We start from the raw sequence: 22,077 nt of genomic DNA, 5'->3' as shown, positions 1-22,077 counted from the left end.
GAATACAAGGTCACCCATCGTGAAAAAATTACTACCGACTTCAACGGCTGGCAGCCTGCCTAAACCTGCTTGGCTTGCACAACCTGAAACGCTATGGTCCCCCTGGAAACTGCAAGACGAGGAACTGGTTGAGGGCAAACAGGACGCTTTGCGTTTGTCGTTGCAGGAACAACAACAAGCCGGCATTGATATCGTCAGCGATGGCGAACAAACACGCCAACACTTCGTCACCACCTTTATTGAACACCTTGACGGCGTTGATTTTGAAAAGCGTGAAACCGTCCGGATTCGTGATCGCTATGATGCCAGCGTACCGACGGTTGTTGGCGCGGTTTCTCGCCAAAAACCCGTGTTTGTTGAAGACGCCAAGTTCTTGCGCCAGCAAACCAAGCAGCCGATAAAGTGGGCGCTGCCAGGCCCCATGACCATGATCGACACGCTGTATGACAACCACTATAAAAGTCGCGAAAAACTGGCGTGGGAATTCGCCAAGATTCTCAATCAAGAAGCCAGGGAACTGGAGGCCGCGGGTGTCGACATCATCCAGTTTGACGAGCCGGCCTTTAACGTCTTTTTTGACGAGGTGAATGATTGGGGCGTTGCCACCCTGGAAAGGGCCATTGAAGGCCTTAAATGTGAAACGGCGGTGCATATTTGCTATGGCTATGGCATCAAGGCCAATACCGACTGGAAAAAGACGCTGGGTTCAGAGTGGCGCCAATACGAAGAAGCCTTTCCAAAGCTGCAAAAGTCCAGCATCGATATCATCTCGCTGGAATGTCACAACTCCCATGTTCCGATGGATTTGATCGAACTCATTCGCGGTAAAAAAGTGATGGTAGGCGCCATTGACGTGGCCAACCACACCATTGAAACGCCCGAGGAAGTCGCCAATACCCTACGCAAAGCACTTCAATTTGTAGACGCCGACAAGCTCTACCCTTGCACCAACTGTGGTATGGCCCCGCTGCCTCGCCAGGTAGCGAGGGGCAAGCTGAATGCCCTGAGCGCAGGTGCGGAAATCGTTCGAAGAGAGCTCTCGAACTAGTGCTGGGCGAAGGCCGGAAGCGGAGCATGGCAGGGAAGAAAATGCCGCACCACTTCAGGCCTTCACGCATTCGAACAGCACTCACTATTCAGGATTGACTATGTCACGTCCCAATACCGCTATCGAGCCATTGAGCTTTCGCGAAGCGCTCGGACACTATGCATCCGGTATCACGGTGATCACATCCCATGTGGATGAGGAGCCCATTGGCTTCACCTGCCAGTCGTTCTATAGCGTGTCAATGAACCCGCCACTGGTGTCATTCAGCGTCATGTCCAACTCGGCCAGCTATCCCAAGATCCGCCAGGCAGGACGGTTCGCAGTCAATATCCTGTCGGCTGAGCAGGTCAGGATTTCCAACCAGTTCGCCCGTCGAGGCACGGATAAATGGCACGGCATCGAATGGCAGGAATCGCCGCTGGGTAATCCGGTCATTGCCGGGAGCCTGCACTGGCTGGATTGTGAAATCCACGCCGAGCACGTCGCGGGTGATCACCTGATCGTGATTGGTGAAGTGAAAGCGCTGGATTTAGCCAAAGAGGCTGTTGCGACGCGGCCATTGCTGTATTTCAAAGGGCAATATTGCAACATCGCCACGCATGGCGTGGCTTGAGCGGCGAACTAGGCTGCTCTCTTTTTTCAACGCAAAAAAAGCCTGCTTCTCTGCAGGCTTCCCGGCAGCCCCAGTAACCCCAGTAGCTTTTGCTGCACCGCAGCTTTAGCCCGGAACTTTTTCAATGCGGCTAAAGGCATCGATGTAAGCAGCCTTCAACGCAAGACTAACAGCATTTAGTGTTTCGGACTTAAGATAGGCTAGATTCTGACTAACCATCTCTTGGCCTGCCCTCTTTATTTTCACACGCGACTGCCCGGTATATTTAGCCGTCCCGATATACACCGAGAGCCTCGCTTCGCACGCATAATAATCAGGACTGTTCCAGGTTTTGACAAAAATCCGATCGATCTCGACTCTGGTTTTTATGCTCGCATCTGCGTCGGATCCGATAGACCGTTTGGTGAACTCAGACCAATCGGTGACTGGGATATTAGCGAAACCTTCGTACAGGCCCACCTTATAGTTGGCCGCATGCCACACCACCTTACTACGCTCGGAACAGGGAGCGCAGCGTTCATCGCCAGATAGGCTGGTTATCGTTGAGTGAATGGTGTTGTTTTTGATCGCAGACAGTTCTGCGTCTGTGGTGTAGGCCGCGAAGTGCAGTTGATTGGTTACGCAGCCGGACAAAAGAAAAAACAAAACCAACAACATACTAGATCTCACTACAACTCCTCCTTCTCTCGCAAGCACTTATACAATCACGACATTATTTAATCCTGAAACAGGGTTAAACCTATTTAAAACCTAGACAGTAACATAACACCAAAAAAAACTGGACAGATTTATTTTCGATCAAAAATTAACACACCCACATCAATAAAACTATAAAAAACTTATCTCACTTCCCGACATCAGCATTGGCTCCTTTCACAGATCATCTAAGATCGAATAAAGCTGTCCTCTTAGCGTTGGTCGCATGAATGCGTCACGCCAGGAAAGTTAGTCGGGTTGGGTTGGCTTGTCATAGCAAGACATTTCAATGACCTGTAGGAAAAGGAGCCGTGCGTTGTCAGCTACGATGAGAACTTTACTGACTGGTCAGATTTTATCGATGCTTCGGTCCCACGACAGATCCTTGGCAGTGCGAAGAGTTCGCTTATTAGCGAAGTCAGCTTCGTAGACACTCGGGCAGTCACAGCGTGATTGCTTCGTCACAGCTTTCGGGTTTCCTATTGCAAGGTTTTTTTGCAACTAGGTTTCAACCCGCCAACTGCACCTAGTTTTTTTCATAACGAAAGATAATATTCCTACCCTCGATCTCAAAATTACAAATCACCAAGTTTATTCACAACGTGAATACCGGGCTACTCTTTTACATCGGCGATCGTTGTCACAGATAACTTTACTCTCATGCGCCTTCATCAGAGAAATCTCAATCTGATGCCTCCCACTCATCTTCAAATTTTTTGTTCTTCAATTCAACATCAAGAAAAACCTGCCCTTTGGAAAATATTAGGTTCCACTGCTCACTACTGAGCATCAATTCTTGAGCATGTGGATAAAAAATATATTCAACAACCTCCTTATCACTTATACCTATCTCCATAAATGGCTCTTTACCCCCCTTGAAATACACACACAAGTAAGGAAATAAGGTATTGATATCACCAACCTTTTCAAACTCTAACTCAACCATCACCGAACCCCACGAAAACCGATAAATGCCCCATCAAGCCCCCAACTAGCGGCCCGCCCCCCTGGCAGTGTATAGGTAACCCACCCGTTCGGATATCGACCACTCACCCCAGTAGATTTTATGCCTCCACGCAACAGATCTCTAATTGCATTTTCTGCAATTTGGTTCACTGCTGTGTCCCCCTTATACACCTGCCGTAACTCTGCAATATTTTTGAATCCAAAATATTCCGGATGTTTCGTAACTGCCCTTCCGGCCTGAGTAATTGTTTGCCCTGCCTTAAATGGTTGAGTCGCCGACTGGATCAGTTCAACCGTTAACTTTTGCTCAGCGAAAGCCGCTACGGCAGCAGCGCGCTGAGCTGCGCCTACACCTGCAGCCACCCCCCCCAACACACCACCGGTAACACCTGACTCCTCGAAAAATGCTTTTCTCCAAGGATCATATGCCACCCGTTCATCGTCGTGATTAGCACTTTGAAAATGCTCAACTAACTCTCGCTCTTCCTTGGTAAGAGTGGAAAGACCAAATAACTGGTCCAGTGCTTTTGAGCCTGCCTCTACGGCGTCCAACTGCTTCTTACAGGTTGCCTCACCGGAGCTCTTACAACCATACAAGGCTACACCGGTTTTACTGTCATTGAGCAACTGATATTTGGCTTTTAAATCAGTGCGGCATGTCGCTGGGTCTGCCGCGCTTCGGCAACCGACCAGCTCATTAGAGAGCCTTTCAACTTCCAGATGCTCCAGATAGTTATTGGCAGTTGCCTGCTGAGACACCCACCCCGCGATCTGCTGCTCCTTCTCATTCCCACCTGCAACCGCGGCTACTGTCAGACCCAAAAGCTGGGAGGTCATGGCCAATAAATCGTCATGGCTAATACCTGGGAATAGTTTATCCCCGTATTGCTGAATCAGTGCCTCGTTCGCACCAGCAGCGAGCGCGGAGGTTGCAAAGTTTCCACCTGCTGCTTCACCAATCAGGCCACCAACAATCGCGTGTACCGCCACTTTCGTGGGCAAACCGGTACCAACCAATTGATCACCGACGCGATTATAGATTGCACCGGTTAGCGCATCGGTAGCCAAACCAATTGCAGCTTGACCCATATTATCAATGAATTTTCCACCGTTGGTGACCGTTTTAAGGGCAGCGGTTACCGCCAGTCTTGAAGCAATATTTACGTCAAACCCAGCCATACCACCGCTGACACCCGCAGCCAGGTATCCCTTCAAGCTTTCGGTGGACGTTACATCTTTTAGAACAAGTCCTAGATTTCCTTTGTTATTAATCGTACTGATGGCAGCTCCACTGGCTGCCGATGTAATGACCGTGGTGACCGCTGCGTTGGCCCAGCCGGCAGCGACGGCACTGGTCGCAGCAGTAGCGGCGGTTGAAGCCGTCGCCGCCGTCGCCGCAGAGGCAGCAGTTCCCGCCGCCATTGCAGAACCAGATCCTGCGGTTGCTCCTGCGAGCGAGCCGACACCTGCGCTAGCTGTTCCCGCTGTCAATACTGTGACAATGATGATGATAGCCAGCATTGCCCCTTGCCCAAGGCTGGCGTTACTGTACTTATAAGAGTCGTGCGTCTCCTTGATAAGCTTCCAATCAACATCACCACGCTTTTCGGCCTCTTTCAGCCACGCCATTTTAGGATCAGCTTGCACCATTGCATCAATGGCTTGACTTACCGTTTTTTGATTGACCTGCTTCACCCCGATATGCAGGCCATCCAGGGCATTGATGACAACTTGACCTTTAGCTGCTATCTGAGTTTGTTTGAACGTTTCATCGGTATTGCCCTTACCACTCATACTGTTCCAGGCGAGACTCGACTTACTTTTTGAATGACTCTCCTGATGCAGATCCTTCACACCTTCGAAAACGATCCCCTCATCACTGTGCAGTGTCAGATCGTGGCCACTCTCTAGCTTGGCTGCCTGATAGTGCTGAGTAGCGCCGCTCATCAACGTGAGATCCCCGATAGCGGTTACCTCGCTCCCAATATTGACGACTCTGGTAACTTCATCGTGCTTTGTCTGTTTGCTACCCCACCCGCCTTTCTTCTTCTTGTCATACAATGAATAATCGCTATCCTGCGCGGCCAGTAGTTCCAGTCTCTCACCAGCAATAAGATAAGCCTCATCGCCAGCATTAACTCGACTTGATATCAACGACATATCATAACCTGCACTGAGGCGAATATCAGATCCTGCTCTTATTATGGTGCTCACTTGGCTGACGTGGTCTTGCTGAGCCGTCTTCTTCTTGCTCTTCGCCAAAAAGTGCTCTTCATCAGCAGCTGAAGCAATATTCATATCTTCCTTGGCTACCAAGGCGATATCACGTTTAGCGTCAATTGAACTGGCAATCGCATTAAGATCTCGCTCTGCGGTCATCTTCACATCGCGGCCAGCAATTACAGAAGAACCGCTCTGAGTAACAGATGATGAGCGAGCCCCCAACCCGCTATTCCCAGAATCACGCGTCTCGGTTGAAACTATGTTGATATCACGCCCAGCGCTGATCGTTGTATCGCCACCGCTCTTAAGCAAGCTACCGCTGTTGATAACATCGCGCCCGGCCATAATGGATAGTGCGTTTGCGGCTTCAATACGTGCCGAATCACCGTAGTAATTACGATTTCCCGTGCCAAAGCCTGTGAAGCTACGCTCATTGACGACATCACCCTTCGTCGCAGTCAGTGTTACGTCGCGCCCAGCGATAACACCACCAGACTGGTTGACGATATCGTTGCCTGCCAACAGCTCAAGACGGTTGCCGGCCTCAATCCGGCCACTGTTGACCATGTCATTGCCCGCGGCCGCCGAAAGATTGTTACTGGCACGCAAGGTGCCTGCGTTGATGAGGTCCTTACCGGCGATCAAGCTGACGTCCTGACCAGCGATCAATGCTCCGTTCGACGTCAGGCGCTGATCAGCATTGGCCAAGTAAAGCACCGGCACCAACACCTTCTCTCCAGCGACTTCATGCTCTTCCAACCATACGATGTCGTGGGTCAACGCCGCGACCTGTTCGCCGGTCAACGACACACCCACTGATAGATCCAGGCTTTGCTTGCTGCGGATGGCGTTATCCATCAGGTGTCGAAACAGCGCGTCATCCGAGGTCTGACCGTCAAGGAAACGCTGACCGGTGCGGGCGACCACGGCTTGCTGGATCAGGCGCTGTTCATAAAGGCCATCACCGAGGCGCTTGGCACTCTCATCAGGGTTGTAGCCGAGGCCGGCGAGCAGGTAGTCCGAGCTCATGAACTGCTTGAGGTCGGTCAGTGCAGGATTGGTTTCGATCAGATATTTATGTGGTTGCGAGAGGGCGCTGCTGTAGGGCAAGCCTTGGACGCGATTGATGGGTTGCGTTGCCCCAGGTTGAGTGCTGCCTTGTGCCAGCGGGGTGAGTATTGGAATGTTGATAGCGGCGCCGGTATTGGACGCGATGGAGCCATCAAGCGCACCGGTCGTATCACGGGCAGCAGGTGTCAATACAGGCAAGCCTAGGTCCGGCCTTGAAACCTGCGTGTTGGCCGCATCACCGTGGCTGATTTCAATCCCTGTGGTACGGCCGGGCGGCAATGCACCGCTATCGGTATTGCCGGCGACGCTAATCGTACTGGCACTGCCACTGACGGCCCCGGCTTCGCGGACAGTCAGCGCGACTTGATGGACACCTGCTGCGGCTTGCGCTGCATTACTGACCTGGAGCGTACGGCCGGAGGCGCCGGACGATGGTTGCTGACGCTGCACCAAGCCTACGTTGGCGTCGCCCAGCGTCCAGCTCTGCGAGTCAGTGTCGCCACTGCTAACCTGCCCAGTGTTCGCAGCTTGTTCATTCAAGCGAAACAAGCCGTTTTTACCGGTAGGCAAGGTGAAACCTGGCAGAGCCACCGGGTTGACTTGCTGCAGGGCGAGACCAGGTGGCAGTTCGCGGTTGATCGTAACCATCACCGCCGTGTTGCCGGTGACCTGTGTTGCGCCCACACGCGATCCGTTGCCAGCTACAGCAACGTTCTGGCGCACAACACTGTTGGTCAGGTGCTGTGTTGCATTGATGCTGACCGCCCCACCCGCCTGAACGACGGCATTTGCCGCGCTCGAGGAACCAATGGTGGTGTTATTAAACGGCTGGGTGGTGAGCATTTCCCAAGGGCCATCTACCGCCCCTACGCCTGGGTCTACACCTTTGTCGGAGTTTTTGAGAATCAACGGTCCATAAACCGTTGAACCTCGATCCTCCCGACCATTACGCTGGCGGCCCACACGAACAATGGACTCAGTACCATCGGCTGTCCAAACATGAATATTTGGGGCGGGCGCATTGTAGTAAGGGTCATGACCACGGTTGTAGTTCATGACCGTCACCATGAAGCGCGAAAGATCGTAGGGATGCAAACCACCGTAGGAGTATGAGCGACGCAGGCTGTAGTCACCCACCGACGCACCTTCATTGGTAAAGTTTTGCAGGGCAAAATTGATGTTGCCACCCGCACTGAGAGTTGAGTTCTTATTACTCAGATCTCCGCCTGTGACGAAGAAATCGCGCCCGGCCGTCATCGTGGCCGATGCCGAATCTTCAATAATTTGCGATTTGAAGTTTTGCACCCAAACCAGATAACTATCAGCTGAACGATTCGGAACTATCGACGTACAACTGCTGCACTGAACACCAATGTAACTGGATACCTGACCACCCGTGGTCTTGAACACATCCTTACGGTTCTCGATACTCGCCGCCGCCAGGTTCAGATCCCCGCCACTCTCGATCGTCGCCGAAATATTGTTGATCGACGTGCTCTGCCCGTTGTTGTCATCCTTGGCAATGCTCACATTCCCCAGGCCGTAAACATCGGCAAATCGATTGGTGAACGTATCGGTGCGCAGCGCCATGTCGCCGCCGCTGAAAATCAGGCCGTTCTGGTTCAACAAAGCAGGTGTGGTCAGGCGCAGGTTTGCGTTGCTGCCCAGCGTTCCGCTGTTATTGATCGCGCCTGCGGATACATTCAGGTCCGTAGCCGAGGTGATCCGCCCTTCATTCGCCAGCGTCCCGCCCACAGCGATGCGGCTATTGCCTCCACCGGCGATGCCCGCGAGTTGCCCCACGGTCAATTGTGCAGCCGTGAGGTCCAGCGCCCCTACACTGCTGACTCGACCGCTGCCCTCATAACCACCCGTCAATTGCAGCGCCAGGCTACCATCGCTGGCGATCAGGCCATTGTTGATCCAGTGACCGCCCTTGCCTTCCAGACGTGAAGAGGCCAGCAACTGCCCAGTCTCAGTCTGGGTGAAGGTGCCGACATTCACATTGAGGCGTCCTGCCTCGATGACGCTGCTGTTGGTCCAAGTGTCAGCATTCAGGGTCAGGCCGCCACGGGTCACGATGCTGCCACCGGCACCCGTGACATTGGGCAGGGAGATATCAAAATCGCCCTCGCCGGTGTGCAGGAGTTGGCCGCCGGTGTTCTGAAAGGTAGTGGCTGCCAGGCCCAGGTTGGTGTTGGCGGTTTCGACTACGCCATTACGGTTGTCGAACAGGTTGCCGATCTGGAACTGGGTCTTGCCCGAGCGCGCCAAGGCACGTAGCTTGCCGCCCTGATTGACCAGGTCATTAGCCTGTAAAGTCAGTGTCTCCTCGCTTTCGATAATCCCCGAGTGGTTGCTCAATTGCCCACTAACGCCGAGGTCGATGCGCTTGGCGGAGATTTGCCCGAAGCTGTTATCCAACGAGGTGCCATGGGTTTGCAACGCCCCCTTGGCATACACCCCGCCATAAGCGTTGAGAAATTGATTGGCAGTGATAACAGCATCGCCGTCCTGGGCGGCGATGCGACCTTGCTGGTTATCGACGGTAAGCGCTATCAGGTTAACGCGCTGGCCTTGCACTACCCCGCCTTTACTTTGCCCAACGCCATTAAGCAGGCTGTCCTTCAAGGTGGCATCTACCAGCCCGGTCAGGCTGCTCACGCTGCCGCCTTGGTTGTCCAGCGTGTTGGCCTTGATGAAGGTGTCACCGGTTTGCGCCAGGAGCTTGCCGCCCTGGTTATCGATATCGCCGCTGACGTCGAAGCTTAAACCGCTCTGGCCCTGCACGACGCCGCTAACGTTTGAGAGCCCTGCGGACTTGATTTGCAGGTCGGCTTCCTGACTGTAGATCAGGCCCTTGGCGTCATTTTGCAGGATGCCAGTGGTGGTGATCGCCACACGACCTTTACCGGCGACAGTGCCGAGCTGGCTGTTGTCCAGGCCGCCAGCCAGTAAGGTCAGCAACCCTTGGCTGGCTATCTGGCCACCCTGGTTGTTGATCTGCATCGCGCGCTGTAGCAACAGCGGGCCCGCGCTGGCCAACTTTCCATTGGTGTTGTTCAGCGAACCCAGCAAGTTAAGGGTCAAGCGGTCGTTCCCGGCGACGGTACCGCCGGTGTTGTTGAGGTCTGTGGCGGTGATGGCCAGGGCTTTTTGCGCGCTGACTGTACCGCCCTGGTTGTCCAGAGTGACCGCCTGCAGCTCGAGTTCGGCGCCGCTGCCGATCAGGCCAGCGTTGCGGTTGCTCAACTGGCCGGTGACGGTCAGGCTTTGTCCCGCACCACTTGAGAGGATGCCGCCGCTGTTGTCGAGACTGGCGGCAGTGAGGTCCAGCCGTCCCTGACTGGCCACCGCGCCGGCAGAGGTATTGAGCAGAGCGCCGGTAAGACGCACGTCCACCGCGCCGTCGCGACTGGAAAGCGTGCCGTTGTTGCGGTTGTCGAGACTGTCACCACTGACACTCAATCCCTGCCAGCCGGACAACAATCCATTCTGGTTGAGCAGTGTGCCCGCGTTGACAGAGAGCAATTGGCTGCTGATCAACTTACCGCCGCTGTTATCCAGGCTATTGAGGTTAAGCGTCAGGTTTTGCTGGGTGGAGAGTTCGCCATTCTGGTTATTGATGGCGTGCACACGGTTCAGCGCCAGTGAGCCCTTGGCGGAAATCAGCGCGTTCCGGTTATCCAGTTCAGCGCCGTTCAAATCGAGGGTCACGCCCTGCGCGCCGACGATTTGACCGCCGCCCAGCGTCAAGCCGCTGAGTTTCAAGTCCATCGAGCCCTTGGCGGACACCTCACCGCCGCTGCCAGTGCTGAGGTTGCCTGTCGCAATATCGAGGGAGCCTTGGCTGCTGACCAAACCAATGACCGTGTTATCCAGCGCCATCGCGTTGAGGATTACGCGGCTACCGCCCAACAGATTGCCGCCTTGGTTATTCAACAGGCCGTCGCTGGTCAGTTGCAGCTCGCCTCGGCCGGTCAATGTACCGCCTTGGTTACCAATGGAACCTGCGTGTACCTTGAGATTGGTGGCGCCGACCAGGCCCTTGATGTTGGCCAGGGCCTGGACGATTCGCAGTGTCAGGTCTTGGTTGCTCAGCAGCTTGCCGTTGCTGTTATCCAGGCTTTGTGCTGCCAGGGTGAAGGCTTGGTCGCTGGAGATTTCACCGCCCTGGTTATCGACGGTGGTGAGGTTTTTCAGCAGTAGCGGACCACTGGCGTTTATCAACCCGCCACGGTTGTTCAGTTGACCGTTGCCAAGGTCCAGGCTCAACCCGGCCTGACTGAAGAGCTTGCCGGCCTGCTGGTCGAGGCCAGTCACCGTAGCGTTCAGTGCCTTGGCACTACCAATGCTGCCACCGTTGTTTACCTGGCCAGCGACCAGGGTCAAGGTATCGCCGCTGTTAAGGCGACCGGTCTGGTTGTTCAGGGTGCCGGTGGTAACCGAGACCGGACCTTTGCCACTGAGGGTGCCCTGTTGGTTGCCCAGGTTGGCGCTGCGCAACACCAAGTTAGCGTCAGTGACCAGTTCGCCGCTCTGGTTGTTCAGGTTATCGCTGACAACCACCTTCAGGCCTTGCGCGCTGGAGAGACTGCCCTTGGTGTTATCGAGGCTGCGCGCCTTGACGTCCAGCGTGCCTTCACTGCTCAGCAGGCCCTGGTTGTTGGTGAGGTCACCTGCCAGGTCCACCACCAAAGGTTGCTGGCTGAGCAACTTGCCACCGCTGTTGTCCAGCGTTGTTCCCGTCAGTGTCAGGCGCTGGCCATTCAATTGGCCGCGCGCACGGTTGAGTACGTTATCCACCGCCACGCTCAAGCCTGCGGCTGCGAACACCTGTCCGCCGTCGCTGTTGTCCAGACGTTGGCCAGTGATGCTCAGGTCGGCGTTGCTGGTCAGCTCACCGGTGCGGTTATCGACGTCGCCCACGTCCAGCTTCAGCGCTTTTGTCGCGCCTACCAGGCCATTGCGGTTATCGAGATTGCCTCCCGTAAGCGCCAGGGTGTCAGTGCTGATCAACTGACCTTTCTGGTTGTCGATGCGATTGGCGTTGACAGTGACCTTGGCCTTACCCGCTATCTCGCCCGCGCGGTTGTCCAGTTTTGCGGCGGTCAGCAGAACGGCACCGTCGCCAATCAGGCTGCCGCGCTGGTTGTCGATCAGGCCGTCAGCGCTGATCTCCAGACCACTACGGCTGCTGATCAAACCGTCGGTGTTGTCCACGCTAGCGCTATGCACATCGAGGCCGACCGCACTGATGCTGCCTTTCGCGTTGGCCAAGGCTTGTTCGATGCGCAGATTCAGGGCCTGGTTGCTGATCAACTTGCCGTCGCCGTTATCCACGCTGCGTGCCGCGAGGGTGAAGGCGCTCTGGCTGGAGATTTCACCATTGCGGTTGTTCACGTTGCCGAGGTTTTTCAACACCAGGAGCGGTGCGTTGATCACCCCGGCGTTGGTCAGCTCTCCGTGATTCATGTCCAGATTCATCTGGCTGCTGCTGAATAGTTCGCCGCCGCTTGCCTGGGTCAGGCTTGCAAGGTTTGCATTCAGCACGCCAGTACTGGCGATGCGGCCGCCGTTGTTGAGGTCAGTAGCTTGAATATCGAGGCTGTTGGCGCTGATCACACGACCGCCAAAGCTGTTGTTGAATTGCCCGGTAGTCAGGTTGGCAGCGCCCTGGCTTTTCACCAGACCTTGCTCACTGTTATTCAAGCCAGTGCTGGTCAGATTGAGCGCCTGCGCAGACTCCACCACACCGCCCACGTTGAGCAACTCACCGTCGCTGGCAAGGGTCAGATCGCCGGCACTGGAAAGGCTGCCGCCGCTGTTATCCACGCGATATGCGTGCAGTTGCAGGCCGCCTTCACTGCTGATCTTGCCGCGTGTGTTGTCCAGCCCAGCCGACAGCTGCACCGCCAGCGAGCGCTGACCGGCCAGCGTACCTTCGGTGTTGTCCAGGCTCAAAGCCTTGAGGTTTACATCCTGGGCAAACACCAAGCCTTTGGCCCGGTTGATCACCTCGGCCATCGTCAGTTCCAGGGCGGTGCCGACCAATACCTTGCCGCCGCTGTTGTCCAAGTGCTGGCCGCTGATCTGCGTCTTGAGTTGACCGGAAATTTCCCCGACGCGGTTATCCACACGGTCGACCGTGAGTTTCAGCGCTTTTGTCGCGCCTACCAGCCCGCCGTTGCGGTTATCCAAGCCATTGCCGCTGAGGCTCAGGTTGCCCTGGGCGACGAATTCGCCACCCTGCTGCTTCAGCACGCCGATCGAGGCCTCGAGATCAGCCTGGCTGGCGATACGGCCCTTGGTGTTGTCCGCTACGTCCAGTGTCAGACGTAACGGCCCAATGGCATTGACCAGGCCGCCGTTGTTATTCAGGGATTGCCCGGTGAGGGTCTGTGCCTGCTTGCTATTGAGCACGCCACCGCGGTTGTCGAAGCTGCCTGCCTGAAGGGTCATATCGCCCTTGGACAACATGCGGCCCTTGGCCTGATTGTCCACAAGCCCATCCACCTGCACCGTGACGCTGCCATCGCTGACCAGGCTGCCGGACTGACTGTTGTCGAGACTGGACGCAGTCACTTGCAGACGCTGACCAGCGCCGAGCGTACCGCCTTGGTTAACCAACGCGGCTCGGGTCGTCAGGGAAAGACTGACGTCACTCAAAACCTGCCCACTGCGGTTATTCAGAGTCATGGCGTCAATCACACTGGTGCCAGCACTCGACACTTCGCCGTCGGCGTTCAGCCATTCACCGGCCACGGCCAGGGTCAGGTCTTTTGAACTGTTGAGCACGCCTTGCGTATTGTCCAACCGCGCTGCCTGAGCACTGAGCCCGGCTGCAGCGATCACGCCTTTGATATTGACCAGAGCCCGGTCAATGGTGAGGGTCAGGGCTTGATCGCTAAGCAGTTTGCCTTCGCTGTTGTCCAGGCTTTGTGCAGCCAGGGAGAACGCGTGTTCGCTGGAGATTTCGCCTTTCTGGTTGGCGACCGTGGAAAGATTTTTGAGTACCAACACACCGGGGGTGTTGATCAGGCCAGCTGCGTTGTGGAGTGCGCCATGGTTCATGTCCAGGGTCAGGCTCGCCTCACTGCGCAGCGCGCCCTGCTGATTCAACAGTGGACCATTGAGTACTATGTTCAGATTGCGCTTGGCGTAGACGCTGCCCTTGAGCTGGTTGTTCAGACGGTCGAGGTTCAGTTGAATATCGCCGTTGGCGAGTACCTTGCCACCGGCACTGTTATCCAAATGACTGCCCTTGAGCACCATGTCGGTGACACTGGACACTTCACCGGCGCGGTTATCGAGGCTGTCGACCCCCAAAGTCATGGTTTTGCCGGAGTTGATCAACCCGCTGCGGTTATCGAGTTGGCCAAGGGAAAGCGCCAGCTCACTCTTGCCGGTGATGCGGCCTTTGTTCTGGTTATCGAGACTGGCGGCCGTCAACTGCAACAGGCCGGCGGAAGCAAACAGCCCGGCCTGGTTGACCAACTGACCGGAGATCAACGCCTTCAGGGCGCCGTCACTGGTGAACATGCCACCGGTGTTATCGAAGCTGGCAGCACTCAGGTCCGATGCCTGCCCGGCGACCATACGCCCGTTGCGGTTGCTGATCAGGCCTGTGTGCTTAAGGGTCAGGCGCTTGTCGCCTTGGATCAAACCGTTACCGTTATCCAGTGATGCACCGGTCAGTAAGGTGTTAGCGCCGAGAATCTCGCCTTGGTCATTGAGCAGGCTTGTCGTGACACGTGCAGTTAGGTCATTACGCGCACTGAGTTTACCGTCCGCGTTATTCAGGCTGTTGGCTTGCAGGTCCAGCCCGGTAGAAGCGACCAGACCCTTGGCGTTGTCCAGGGCCTGCGCGATACGCAACAGCAGTCCTTGCTCACTGAGCAGTTTGCCGTTGCGGTTATCGAGGCTGTCAGCCTTGAAAACCAGCGCCTGGGCGCTGGAGATTTCGCCACCTCGGTTATCCACGTGGCCTGCATTCAAATCCAAGCGGTTATCGCCGCGCAGGGTGCCATGCTGGTTATTCAGCACACCGTTCAATTGCAAGTTCAGGTTGGTGCTAGCGACGACGGTGCCCTGACGGTTGTCGAGACTCCCCAGACTGAGACGCGCGTCCCCCTTGGAGGCAAACAAATCAGTCTGATTAAGCAATTGGCTCGCGATCACAGTGGTCAATAGGCCGTCACTGATTACCTTGCCAGCAGTGTTGTCGAACATGGCGCTGGTGACGTCGAGGTTCTTACCGGCGCCGATAGCGCCGCGAAGGTTGCTGATGGCGCTGCCCTTGATCGACAGAGCGTTATCACCCTGAATCTGACCATCATCGTTAGCCAGAGAGCCCACGGCCAACGTGGCGTCAGTCGCCAGCAGTTGACCCTTTTGATTTAGCAGTTGGCCGGCGGTGACCTCAAGACTTCCTGCGCTAAGGATCCGGCCCTGATTCTGGTTGTCCAGAATCGACGCGTTCAATTGCGCATCGCGCTGAGCGCTCAGCGTGCCACTCTGGTTGGCAAGCTCGCCAGTGTTGATGGTCAAGTCACGGCTGGCGATCACCGTCTTGCCAGTGTTATCGAGGCTTTGCGCTTTTAAGCGCACATCGCCTTGGGCATTGCGGCTGTTATCCGCATTGACGCCGGCTTCGATAATTCCGTTGTTGGTCAACCGCCCAGCGACGTCCAGTGTGATGCTGTCTTTGGCCGCCAGGGTTTGCTGGTTGGTCAGTGCGCCTTGGGTACTCACCGACAAGTCGGTCCCGGCATACACTGCGCCTTTGGCCTCTAGGCTGGCCGCTTTGACCACCACTGCCGTACCGGCGGAGGTTTGGCCCATGACCACGTTACCCGCAGCGTCAATCTGGATATCACCACCGGCAACCATGTCCCCGGACAGCTTTACGCCGACGCCTGCTTCGGTCCCAACCAGCTTCACCGCCCCCACGTACATGCCGCCCAACGCCGACGAGTCAATCGCCAGGTCCGGCGCCTTGCTACCGTCCGCCGCACGCGCCGTCGCATTCAAGGTGCGCGCGTCCACATCGTTGCGCCCCGCCACGATGGTGAGTTTTTTTGCCTGGATCTGCGCGTTGATGGTGGTGGCGCGGGTGATGATTTCGAACTGGTCGACATTGCTGGCATTCAGGCCAGTGCCGTCAATGGACACGCTGCCCTTGTCCACTTGATAACGGCTGATCTGGCCGTTTTCGATGACCGCCTTGCCCGTGGTGAGTGTGGCTTGTGGGGTGTTGATAAAGCCGCAGCCGTTGCAGCTGATACCGTAGGGGTTGGCCACGATCACATGGGCCGACTGCCCTGCTACTTCGGTGTAGCCACGCAGTTGGCTGGGGCTACCGCCATTGACCTCATTGAGGATGACGCTGGCGGCGCTGCCATGGAAATTCGGGTTGCCGACAATGATCCCGCCGAGTTGGGTGGATTGCGTACGGTCGGTGGCATTGTTGAGGATGACGCCGTTGGCACCGACGTTGTAGTCATGGAATTGGTTGTGCGACAGCCCGTTGGCATTGGGCGCGGCAATATTGACAATCGGTACGCCGTTGCCCGCTTGCCCGAGCGTGGTACCCGGCCCACTCACTGCAATGCCGTCCGCCTGAGCCAGCAGCGGCTGCCAGAACATGGCGTTGGCCAGTACCAATGCCAACCCGCGCTTGGGCAGGCCCAGGAAGGTTGAACGACTTTTTACGGCCGCAGAAGGTTGGCGCGCGAGGAAGGCGAACTGGCGAACATCCATGTGGTGTCTCGATGCCCAAAGGGCGGTAAAAAATTAAAGGAAGAAATCCATGCGGAAATAGATCGGCGCTTCACGTTCCGTGATCGGGTCCGGTCGTTCCAAAGAGTGTGCAAAGGTCACCGTGGCCGCGACGTTCTTGCCGCGTGCGAACAGTTCCAGCGAATTACTGCTCATGCGCCCATGCTGCTCGGCGCTGTAGCGACCATGGCGGATCACGCCCTGGTCGTAGCCGAGGCTGGTGCCGTATTCGGTCAGCACGGGTTGCAGCCAGGCCCAGGTCACCGGGCGGCTCCAGCGCAGGTCGTTGCGCCAGTAGCCGCCGCTGTCGCCAGAGAGCATCTGATCCTTGTAGCCACGAATCGATGACTGCCCGCCCAAGCTCATGCGCTGGGGGCTGAACAGCACGTCCTCACTGCGCTGGCCGGTCATCAGGCTGCTGAAGCTCAACGACTCGCCCCACAGCTTGAACGGGTACAGGTAGCTCACAGTTGCGGTGTATTTGCGGTAGCGCGCATCCGCCTGGCCGGGCCGTGGGTTATGGTTGGCCTGGGCGTCGAAAGCGCCAATACCGTCCTGCATGCCCAAGTCGATGTTGAGGAATGACCCGCCGATGCGCCGACCGTGGTTGATGCCGAACTGCGCTTCGCTGAGACGGTTGCTGCTCAGGGCCAGCTTGCTGTCTTCGATGAAGTTATTAGTACGCAGGTAAGCCACGCCGGTACTCAGGGAGGTTTTGCTCAGGGCGTCGCGGTGGATGACGCGTTCCAGGCGCAGTTGGTGGTTCTGGGTGTCGCCGGACTGCTTGAAGTTGAAGCCGCTGGCCTGGGCCTGGGAACGGTATTCGGTTTCGCTGTAGCTGTAATTGAGGTTCCACCAGCCAAAGGGCAGGTTGTAGTTGAGCATCGAGTTGCGTGAGGTTTTCTGGTGGTCGCTGACGGCATCGTGTGCGCCACGTAGCGAGAGTTGGTCGGCCAGGCCCAATGGATTGTCCCAGTCCAGACTGACGCCCCATTGCTGTTCACCGGTGCTGCGCTGACCACCGTTATGGCGTGACAGTCCAACGCGCCAGGGTTTTTGCGGGGTGTTTTTTACCAATACGGCGCTACCCCCAACGGCCTTGCCGGGTGCCAATTCCATCTGCGCCTGGTTCGAAGGCAGTCGGTTCAACTGGTCGACCATCTGCTCGATCTCGCGCAGGTTGAGCAAGTCGCCGGGTTTGCCTGGGAAGCTCATGGTCAGTTGACGGTCAGTAATGCCGCTACCTTCCTCGCCTTCCATGCCCTCCAGCCGACCTTCGATCACCTGCACTTTCAGGTTGCCGCTGGAGAGGTCCTGCTGGGGCAAATAGGCACGGCTGGTGACCAGGCCCTTGGCCAGGTAAAGGTCGGTGATGACCTTGAGCAACTCGTTGAGCTGCGGCACGCCAAGGCATTGGCCGATGTAAGGCTTGAGCAAACTGGCGCGCTCACCGTCGGACAGGCTGTCGGCACCGGTGAGTTCGATGGTCTTGATGGCGAAGCAGCGGGTGTCAGCAGGCGCCGCCGGCTGAGCTGGCGCGGCAGTTTTACCGGGCAGATCCTTGAGTTCTTCAAGGCGGCGCTGCTGCTCTTCGAGCAAACGATCCTGGCGATCACGAATCAGGTCGGTGACGCCTGGGATGCTTTGCAACGGCGCGGCTTGTGCCACCCCGGCGAGGCCCAGACAAAAAAAAGCGGACAGCAGGCCGAGCCTGGTCCGACGTACAGAACGCCACATTGCTAGATCCCTCTACATGGCATAGAGCCACTATCCGACGGCAATGCTATGCTGGCGATTTGATGGCGTCAATTAATTGTACATTTTTGTTCAATCCCGATACGGGGCTCAGGCATGCATGCCACCCCACAATCACGGCAGCTGAAACGCAGGAAGAGTCCGCCTCAAAAAACGTTCGTTGAGAGGGGCAGACAAGAAGACTCTATGGGGATGGCAATGCTGGAAATATAGGACCATCCCTAAAAACACATCGCTAATCGACGGGGCAGTGGCGATCCGGCTTCAGGATCTCAACTCGAGCAAATGGACTGACCCGCACAGCAGGCATCTGCGGCCTGTGCCAGGCGTTTCATGCTGTGCGCTCTGATCAGTTGGAGAAATCCAAGGCAAAAAAAAGCCTGCATCGCTGCAGGCTTTTCTCTATCTGGCTCCACGACCTGGACTCGAACCAGGGACCCAATGATTAACAGTCATTTGCTCTACCAACTGAGCTATCGCGGAATGCGCCGTATGTTACTGATTAAAAAGGATAAGTCAAGCCTTCTCCGGCATTTGGCGTGATTAAACCGGATGATCGGTTGAATCGGCGTGTTCCCTGGCCAACTCCAGCCACGCCAGCGCGGCCGGTGGCAGGTGGGCGCTGGTGCGCCAGGCCAGAGCGATGTGCCAGTCGGTGTGGGGTTCGTCCAAGGGAATCAGGGCGATGCCCGCGTGTTGATGCTTGTACGCCAGCATGCGTGGCACAAAGGCTACGCCCAGTCCGGCGGCGACCAGGTCGATGATGAAGTCGATCTGCCCGCTGCGTGCGGTCACCTTGGGGCTGACGCCTTTGCGCTCGCAGGCTGCGAGGATCTTGGCGTTGAGGGCGAAGCCGGCTTCGAACAAGATGAAAGGAGAATCCGCCAGGTCGGTGAAGTCGATGCGTTTGCGTTGGGCCAACGGATGACTGATGGGCAACACGGCCATCAAAGGTTCATTGCGCACGGGCTGGTAATCGAAATCTTCGTCTACCGGCAGCAGCAGCGCCGCCAGGTCGACCTCCCCCGCCTCCAGGCACTCGCGCAACTTTTTGCTGCCGTACTCGGTGAGTTCGATGTCTATATCCGGGTAGCGGCTGCGGTAGGTCGCAAACATCGTCGCAAACAGCACACCGCAACCTACCGGCGGCAGGCCGATGCGCAGCACGCCACGCTTTAAACCACGCAGGTCGTTGATCTCGGCCACCAAATCGTTGCGCTCGGCGAGCAGCACCAAGGCGCGGCGGTAGGCGATTTCGCCGGCGGCAGTGAGTTCGTTGCGGTGGCCCAGGCGATTGAGCAGCGGCGTGCCCAGTTCATCTTCCAGGGTCTTGACCGCCTTGCTGACGGTGGATTGGGTCAGAGACACCACCTCGGCAGCCTGGGAAAAACCGCCCTGGCGCACCACTTCGACAAAGGCGCGCAACGTTCTCAGGTTCATCAGTATTCCTTTGGCGACTGGCTACCAGCGATAAAAGTTGTTTTTATCATGCCAGATAATTGCCTATCCTGAACCCACCTTGCCTTGTGGAGCCCCCAATAATGATCATCTCGTCCGCCTCCGACTACCGTGCAGCCGCCAAGCGCAAGCTGCCGCGCTTCCTGTTCGACTACATCGACGGCGGCGCCTACGCCGAACACACGCTGCGTGCAAACAGTTCGGACCTGGCCGAGATCAGCCTGCGCCAACGCATCCTGCGCAATGTGGACAATCTGAGCCTGAAGACCACGCTGTTCGGCCAGGCGCTGGACATGCCGGTGATCCTCAGCCCGGTGGGCCTGACCGGCATGTACGCACGACGTGGCGAAGTGCAGGCGGCCAAGGCAGCGGCGAACAAGGGCATTCCGTTCTGCCTGTCGACGGTGTCGGTGTGCCCGATTGAAGAGGTGGCATCGCAGAGCGCGCAGGCGATCTGGTTCCAGCTGTATGTGCTCAAGGACCGTGGTTTCATGCGCAATGCGCTGGAGCGTGCCCAGGCTGCCGGCGTGACCACACTGGTGTTTACCGTGGATATGCCCACGCCCGGCGCGCGTTATCGCGATGCCCACTCGGGCATGTCTGGACCGTTCGCAGCACAGCGGCGCATGCTGCAAGCCGTCACCAAGCCGCAATGGGCCTTCGATGTAGGATTGATGGGCCGGCCCCATGACCTGGGCAATATCTCCAAGTACCTGGGCAAACCCACACACCTGGAAGACTACATCGGCTGGCTGGCGAACAATTTCGACGCCTCCATCAGCTGGAAAGACCTGGAGTGGATCCGCGAATTCTGGAAAGGCCCGATGATCATCAAAGGCATTCTCGACCCGCAGGACGCCAAGGACGCAGTGAGTTTCGGCGCCGACGGCATCGTGGTCTCCAACCATGGCGGTCGCCAACTGGACGGCGTGCTGTCCACCGCCAAGGCCTTGCCGCCGATTGCCGATGCGGTGGGCGATGACCTCACGGTGCTGGTGGACTCCGGCATCCGTTCCGGCTTGGACGTGGTGCGCATGCTGGCCATGGGCGCCAAGGCCTGTCTGTTGGGGCGTGCCACCGCCTACGCGCTGGCCGCCGACGGCCAACACGGCGTGGAAAACCTGCTGGACATCTTCGCCAAGGAAATGCGCGTGGCCATGACGCTGACCGGCGTCACCTCCATCGCGCAGATCGACCGCTCTACCCTGGTCTAACCCTGCTGCTCGACGATCCCACGGGCCTTGAGTTGGGCCAGTTGCTCCGCCGACAAGCCCAACCGCTCACCGAGAATGTCGTCGGTGTGCTGCCCCAGCCTCGGCGCCGGCCGCACGTATTCCACGGGTGTGCCGGACATTTTTATCGGGCTGCCGACCATGGCGAAATCCGGGTTTTGCGGGTGTGGAATCTTCACCATCAGGTTACGTGCGATCACCTGGGGTTCTTCCAAAGATTGCGCAATCGAGTTGATCGCCCCCACCGGCACCTTCGACGCATGGATGCACGCCACCCACTCATCGGCGCTGCGCCCCAGGAAGTGCGCCGAGAGCAACGCAACGATCTCTTCGCGATGGGCAACGCGGTCGGCATTGCGACAAAAGCGCGGGTCCTGCGGCAAGTGCGGCAGGCCGATACTCTGGCACAGGGCGATGAACTGGCTGTCATTGCCGCAGGCGATGATGAAGTCACGGTCAGCGGCACGGAACACCTGGTAAGGCACGATGTTGGCGTGGGCATTGCCGTAACGCTGCGGCACCTTGCCTGATGCCAGGTAGTTCATGCTCTGGTTGGCCAACGTGGCGACCTGCACGTCCAACAACGCCATGTCGATGTATTGGCCAACGCCGGTGCGCTCACGGCTGAGCAATGCGGCCTGGATTGCCACGGTGGAATACAGGCCGGTCATCAGGTCGGAAAACGCCACGCCAACTTTTTGCGGGCCGCCGCCCGGCAAATCATCACGCTCGCCGGTGATGCTCATCAAGCCGCCGATGCCCTGGATGATAAAGTCGTAACCCGGCTCTTCGGCACGCGGCCCGGTCTGGCCGAAACCGGTGATGGAGCAATACACCAGGCGCGGATTGATCTCGGCCAGGGTCGCGTAATCCAAGCCATAACGGGCCAGGGAGCCGGCTTTATAGTTCTCGATCAGGACATCCGAGCTGGCCGCCAATGCGCGTACCAACTCCTGACCTTCGGGCGTGGCCATGTCGATGGCCACGGATAACTTGCCGCGATTGGTCGACTGATAATAAGAAGCCTCACCGGACGATTCGCCGGTGTCGGTCTTCATCCAGGGCGGCCCCCAGGCACGGGTGTCGTCGCCGCTTTTCGGGCGTTCGATCTTGACCACTTCCGCGCCAAGGTCGGCCAACACTTGCCCACACCAGGGGCCGGCCAACACACGGCTTAAATCCAGTACCCGCAAACCTGTCAATGCACCCATTGTTCTTATCCTGTGAGGTTGGGA

At 57.1% G+C, this 22,077-nt stretch carries 9 protein-coding genes and 1 tRNA gene; 3 read left to right on the top strand and 7 right to left on the bottom strand.

Annotated features, from left to right (window positions below; all coding sequences use genetic code 11):
- Nucleotides 1–19: 19 nt before the first annotated feature.
- Together ACP7BX_RS12080 and ACP7BX_RS12075 are read left to right on the top strand one after the other, a co-directional pair.
- Complete coding sequence (locus ACP7BX_RS12080; protein ID WP_191983014.1) at nucleotides 20–1,048, top strand: methionine synthase; 1,029 nt, start codon at nucleotides 20–22, stop codon at nucleotides 1,046–1,048.
- A 100-nt stretch (nucleotides 1,049–1,148) separates the two neighbouring features.
- Nucleotides 1,149–1,661: a flavin reductase family protein gene (locus ACP7BX_RS12075; RefSeq protein ID WP_426126636.1), complete on the top strand. Its 513-nt coding sequence runs from the start codon at nucleotides 1,149–1,151 to the stop codon at nucleotides 1,659–1,661.
- 105 nt (nucleotides 1,662–1,766) lie between these two features.
- On the opposite strand, the gene ACP7BX_RS12070 is transcribed toward ACP7BX_RS12075, so the two are convergent.
- From ACP7BX_RS12070 to ACP7BX_RS12045, 6 genes are all read right to left on the bottom strand, one after another.
- On the bottom strand, nucleotides 1,767–2,318 hold the full coding sequence (locus ACP7BX_RS12070) for a hypothetical protein (RefSeq protein ID WP_426126634.1): 552 nt from the start codon (nucleotides 2,316–2,318) through the stop codon (nucleotides 1,767–1,769).
- Between the two features lie 721 nt (nucleotides 2,319–3,039).
- On the bottom strand, nucleotides 3,040–3,303 hold the full coding sequence (locus ACP7BX_RS12065) for a hypothetical protein (protein WP_426126632.1): 264 nt from the start codon (nucleotides 3,301–3,303) through the stop codon (nucleotides 3,040–3,042).
- Nucleotides 3,303–16,379, bottom strand: a complete 13,077-nt coding sequence (locus ACP7BX_RS12060; RefSeq protein WP_426126630.1) for a filamentous hemagglutinin N-terminal domain-containing protein — start codon at nucleotides 16,377–16,379, stop codon at nucleotides 3,303–3,305. Before ACP7BX_RS12060 ends, ACP7BX_RS12065 begins: the two co-directional genes overlap by 1 nt.
- 33 nt (nucleotides 16,380–16,412) lie before the next feature.
- Nucleotides 16,413–18,134 (bottom strand): ShlB/FhaC/HecB family hemolysin secretion/activation protein, encoded by a 1,722-nt coding sequence (locus ACP7BX_RS12055; protein ID WP_426126628.1) that lies wholly within the window; start codon nucleotides 18,132–18,134, stop codon nucleotides 16,413–16,415.
- Between the two features lie 425 nt (nucleotides 18,135–18,559).
- A tRNA-Asn gene (locus ACP7BX_RS12050) sits at nucleotides 18,560–18,635 on the bottom strand.
- Between the two features lie 60 nt (nucleotides 18,636–18,695).
- On the bottom strand, nucleotides 18,696–19,592 hold the full coding sequence (locus tag ACP7BX_RS12045; RefSeq protein WP_426126626.1) for a LysR family transcriptional regulator: 897 nt from the start codon (nucleotides 19,590–19,592) through the stop codon (nucleotides 18,696–18,698).
- Between the two features lie 101 nt (nucleotides 19,593–19,693).
- Between ACP7BX_RS12045 and lldD the strand changes: the two genes are divergently transcribed.
- The gene (gene lldD, locus ACP7BX_RS12040) at nucleotides 19,694–20,824 is read left to right on the top strand and encodes an FMN-dependent L-lactate dehydrogenase LldD (protein ID WP_426126624.1); all 1,131 of its coding nucleotides are present in this window, start codon (nucleotides 19,694–19,696) and stop codon (nucleotides 20,822–20,824) included.
- On the opposite strand, the gene ACP7BX_RS12035 is transcribed toward lldD, so the two are convergent.
- Nucleotides 20,821–22,053: a CaiB/BaiF CoA transferase family protein gene (locus ACP7BX_RS12035; RefSeq protein WP_033900954.1), complete on the bottom strand. Its 1,233-nt coding sequence runs from the start codon at nucleotides 22,051–22,053 to the stop codon at nucleotides 20,821–20,823. The genes lldD and ACP7BX_RS12035 overlap by 4 nt on opposite strands.
- Nucleotides 22,054–22,077 lie beyond the last annotated feature (24 nt).

The organism is Pseudomonas sp. DWP3-1-3b3, from assembly GCF_049896305.1.
GTDB classification, from domain to species: Bacteria; Pseudomonadota; Gammaproteobacteria; order Pseudomonadales; family Pseudomonadaceae; genus Aquipseudomonas; species Aquipseudomonas azotoformans_A.
Note: the sequence above shows the minus strand (reverse complement) of the source record. Positions and strands in the feature narration are given on the sequence as shown.

Bases quoted from the DNA above. Each gene is read 5' to 3' on its own strand.
- ACP7BX_RS12065 (WP_426126632.1), bottom strand. From the start codon at position 3,303: ATGGTTGAGTTAGAGTTTGAAAAGGTTGGTGATATCAATACCTTATTT.
- ACP7BX_RS12035 (WP_033900954.1), bottom strand. From the start codon at position 22,053: ATGGGTGCATTGACAGGTTTGCGGGTACTGGATTTAAGCCGTGTGTTG.
- ACP7BX_RS12055 (WP_426126628.1), bottom strand. From the start codon at position 18,134: ATGTGGCGTTCTGTACGTCGGACCAGGCTCGGCCTGCTGTCCGCTTTT.
- ACP7BX_RS12045 (WP_426126626.1), bottom strand. From the start codon at position 19,592: ATGAACCTGAGAACGTTGCGCGCCTTTGTCGAAGTGGTGCGCCAGGGC.
- ACP7BX_RS12070 (WP_426126634.1), bottom strand. From the start codon at position 2,318: ATGTTGTTGGTTTTGTTTTTTCTTTTGTCCGGCTGCGTAACCAATCAA.
- ACP7BX_RS12060 (WP_426126630.1), bottom strand. From the start codon at position 16,379: ATGGATGTTCGCCAGTTCGCCTTCCTCGCGCGCCAACCTTCTGCGGCC.
- ACP7BX_RS12075 (WP_426126636.1), top strand. From the start codon at position 1,149: ATGTCACGTCCCAATACCGCTATCGAGCCATTGAGCTTTCGCGAAGCG.
- lldD (WP_426126624.1), top strand. From the start codon at position 19,694: ATGATCATCTCGTCCGCCTCCGACTACCGTGCAGCCGCCAAGCGCAAG.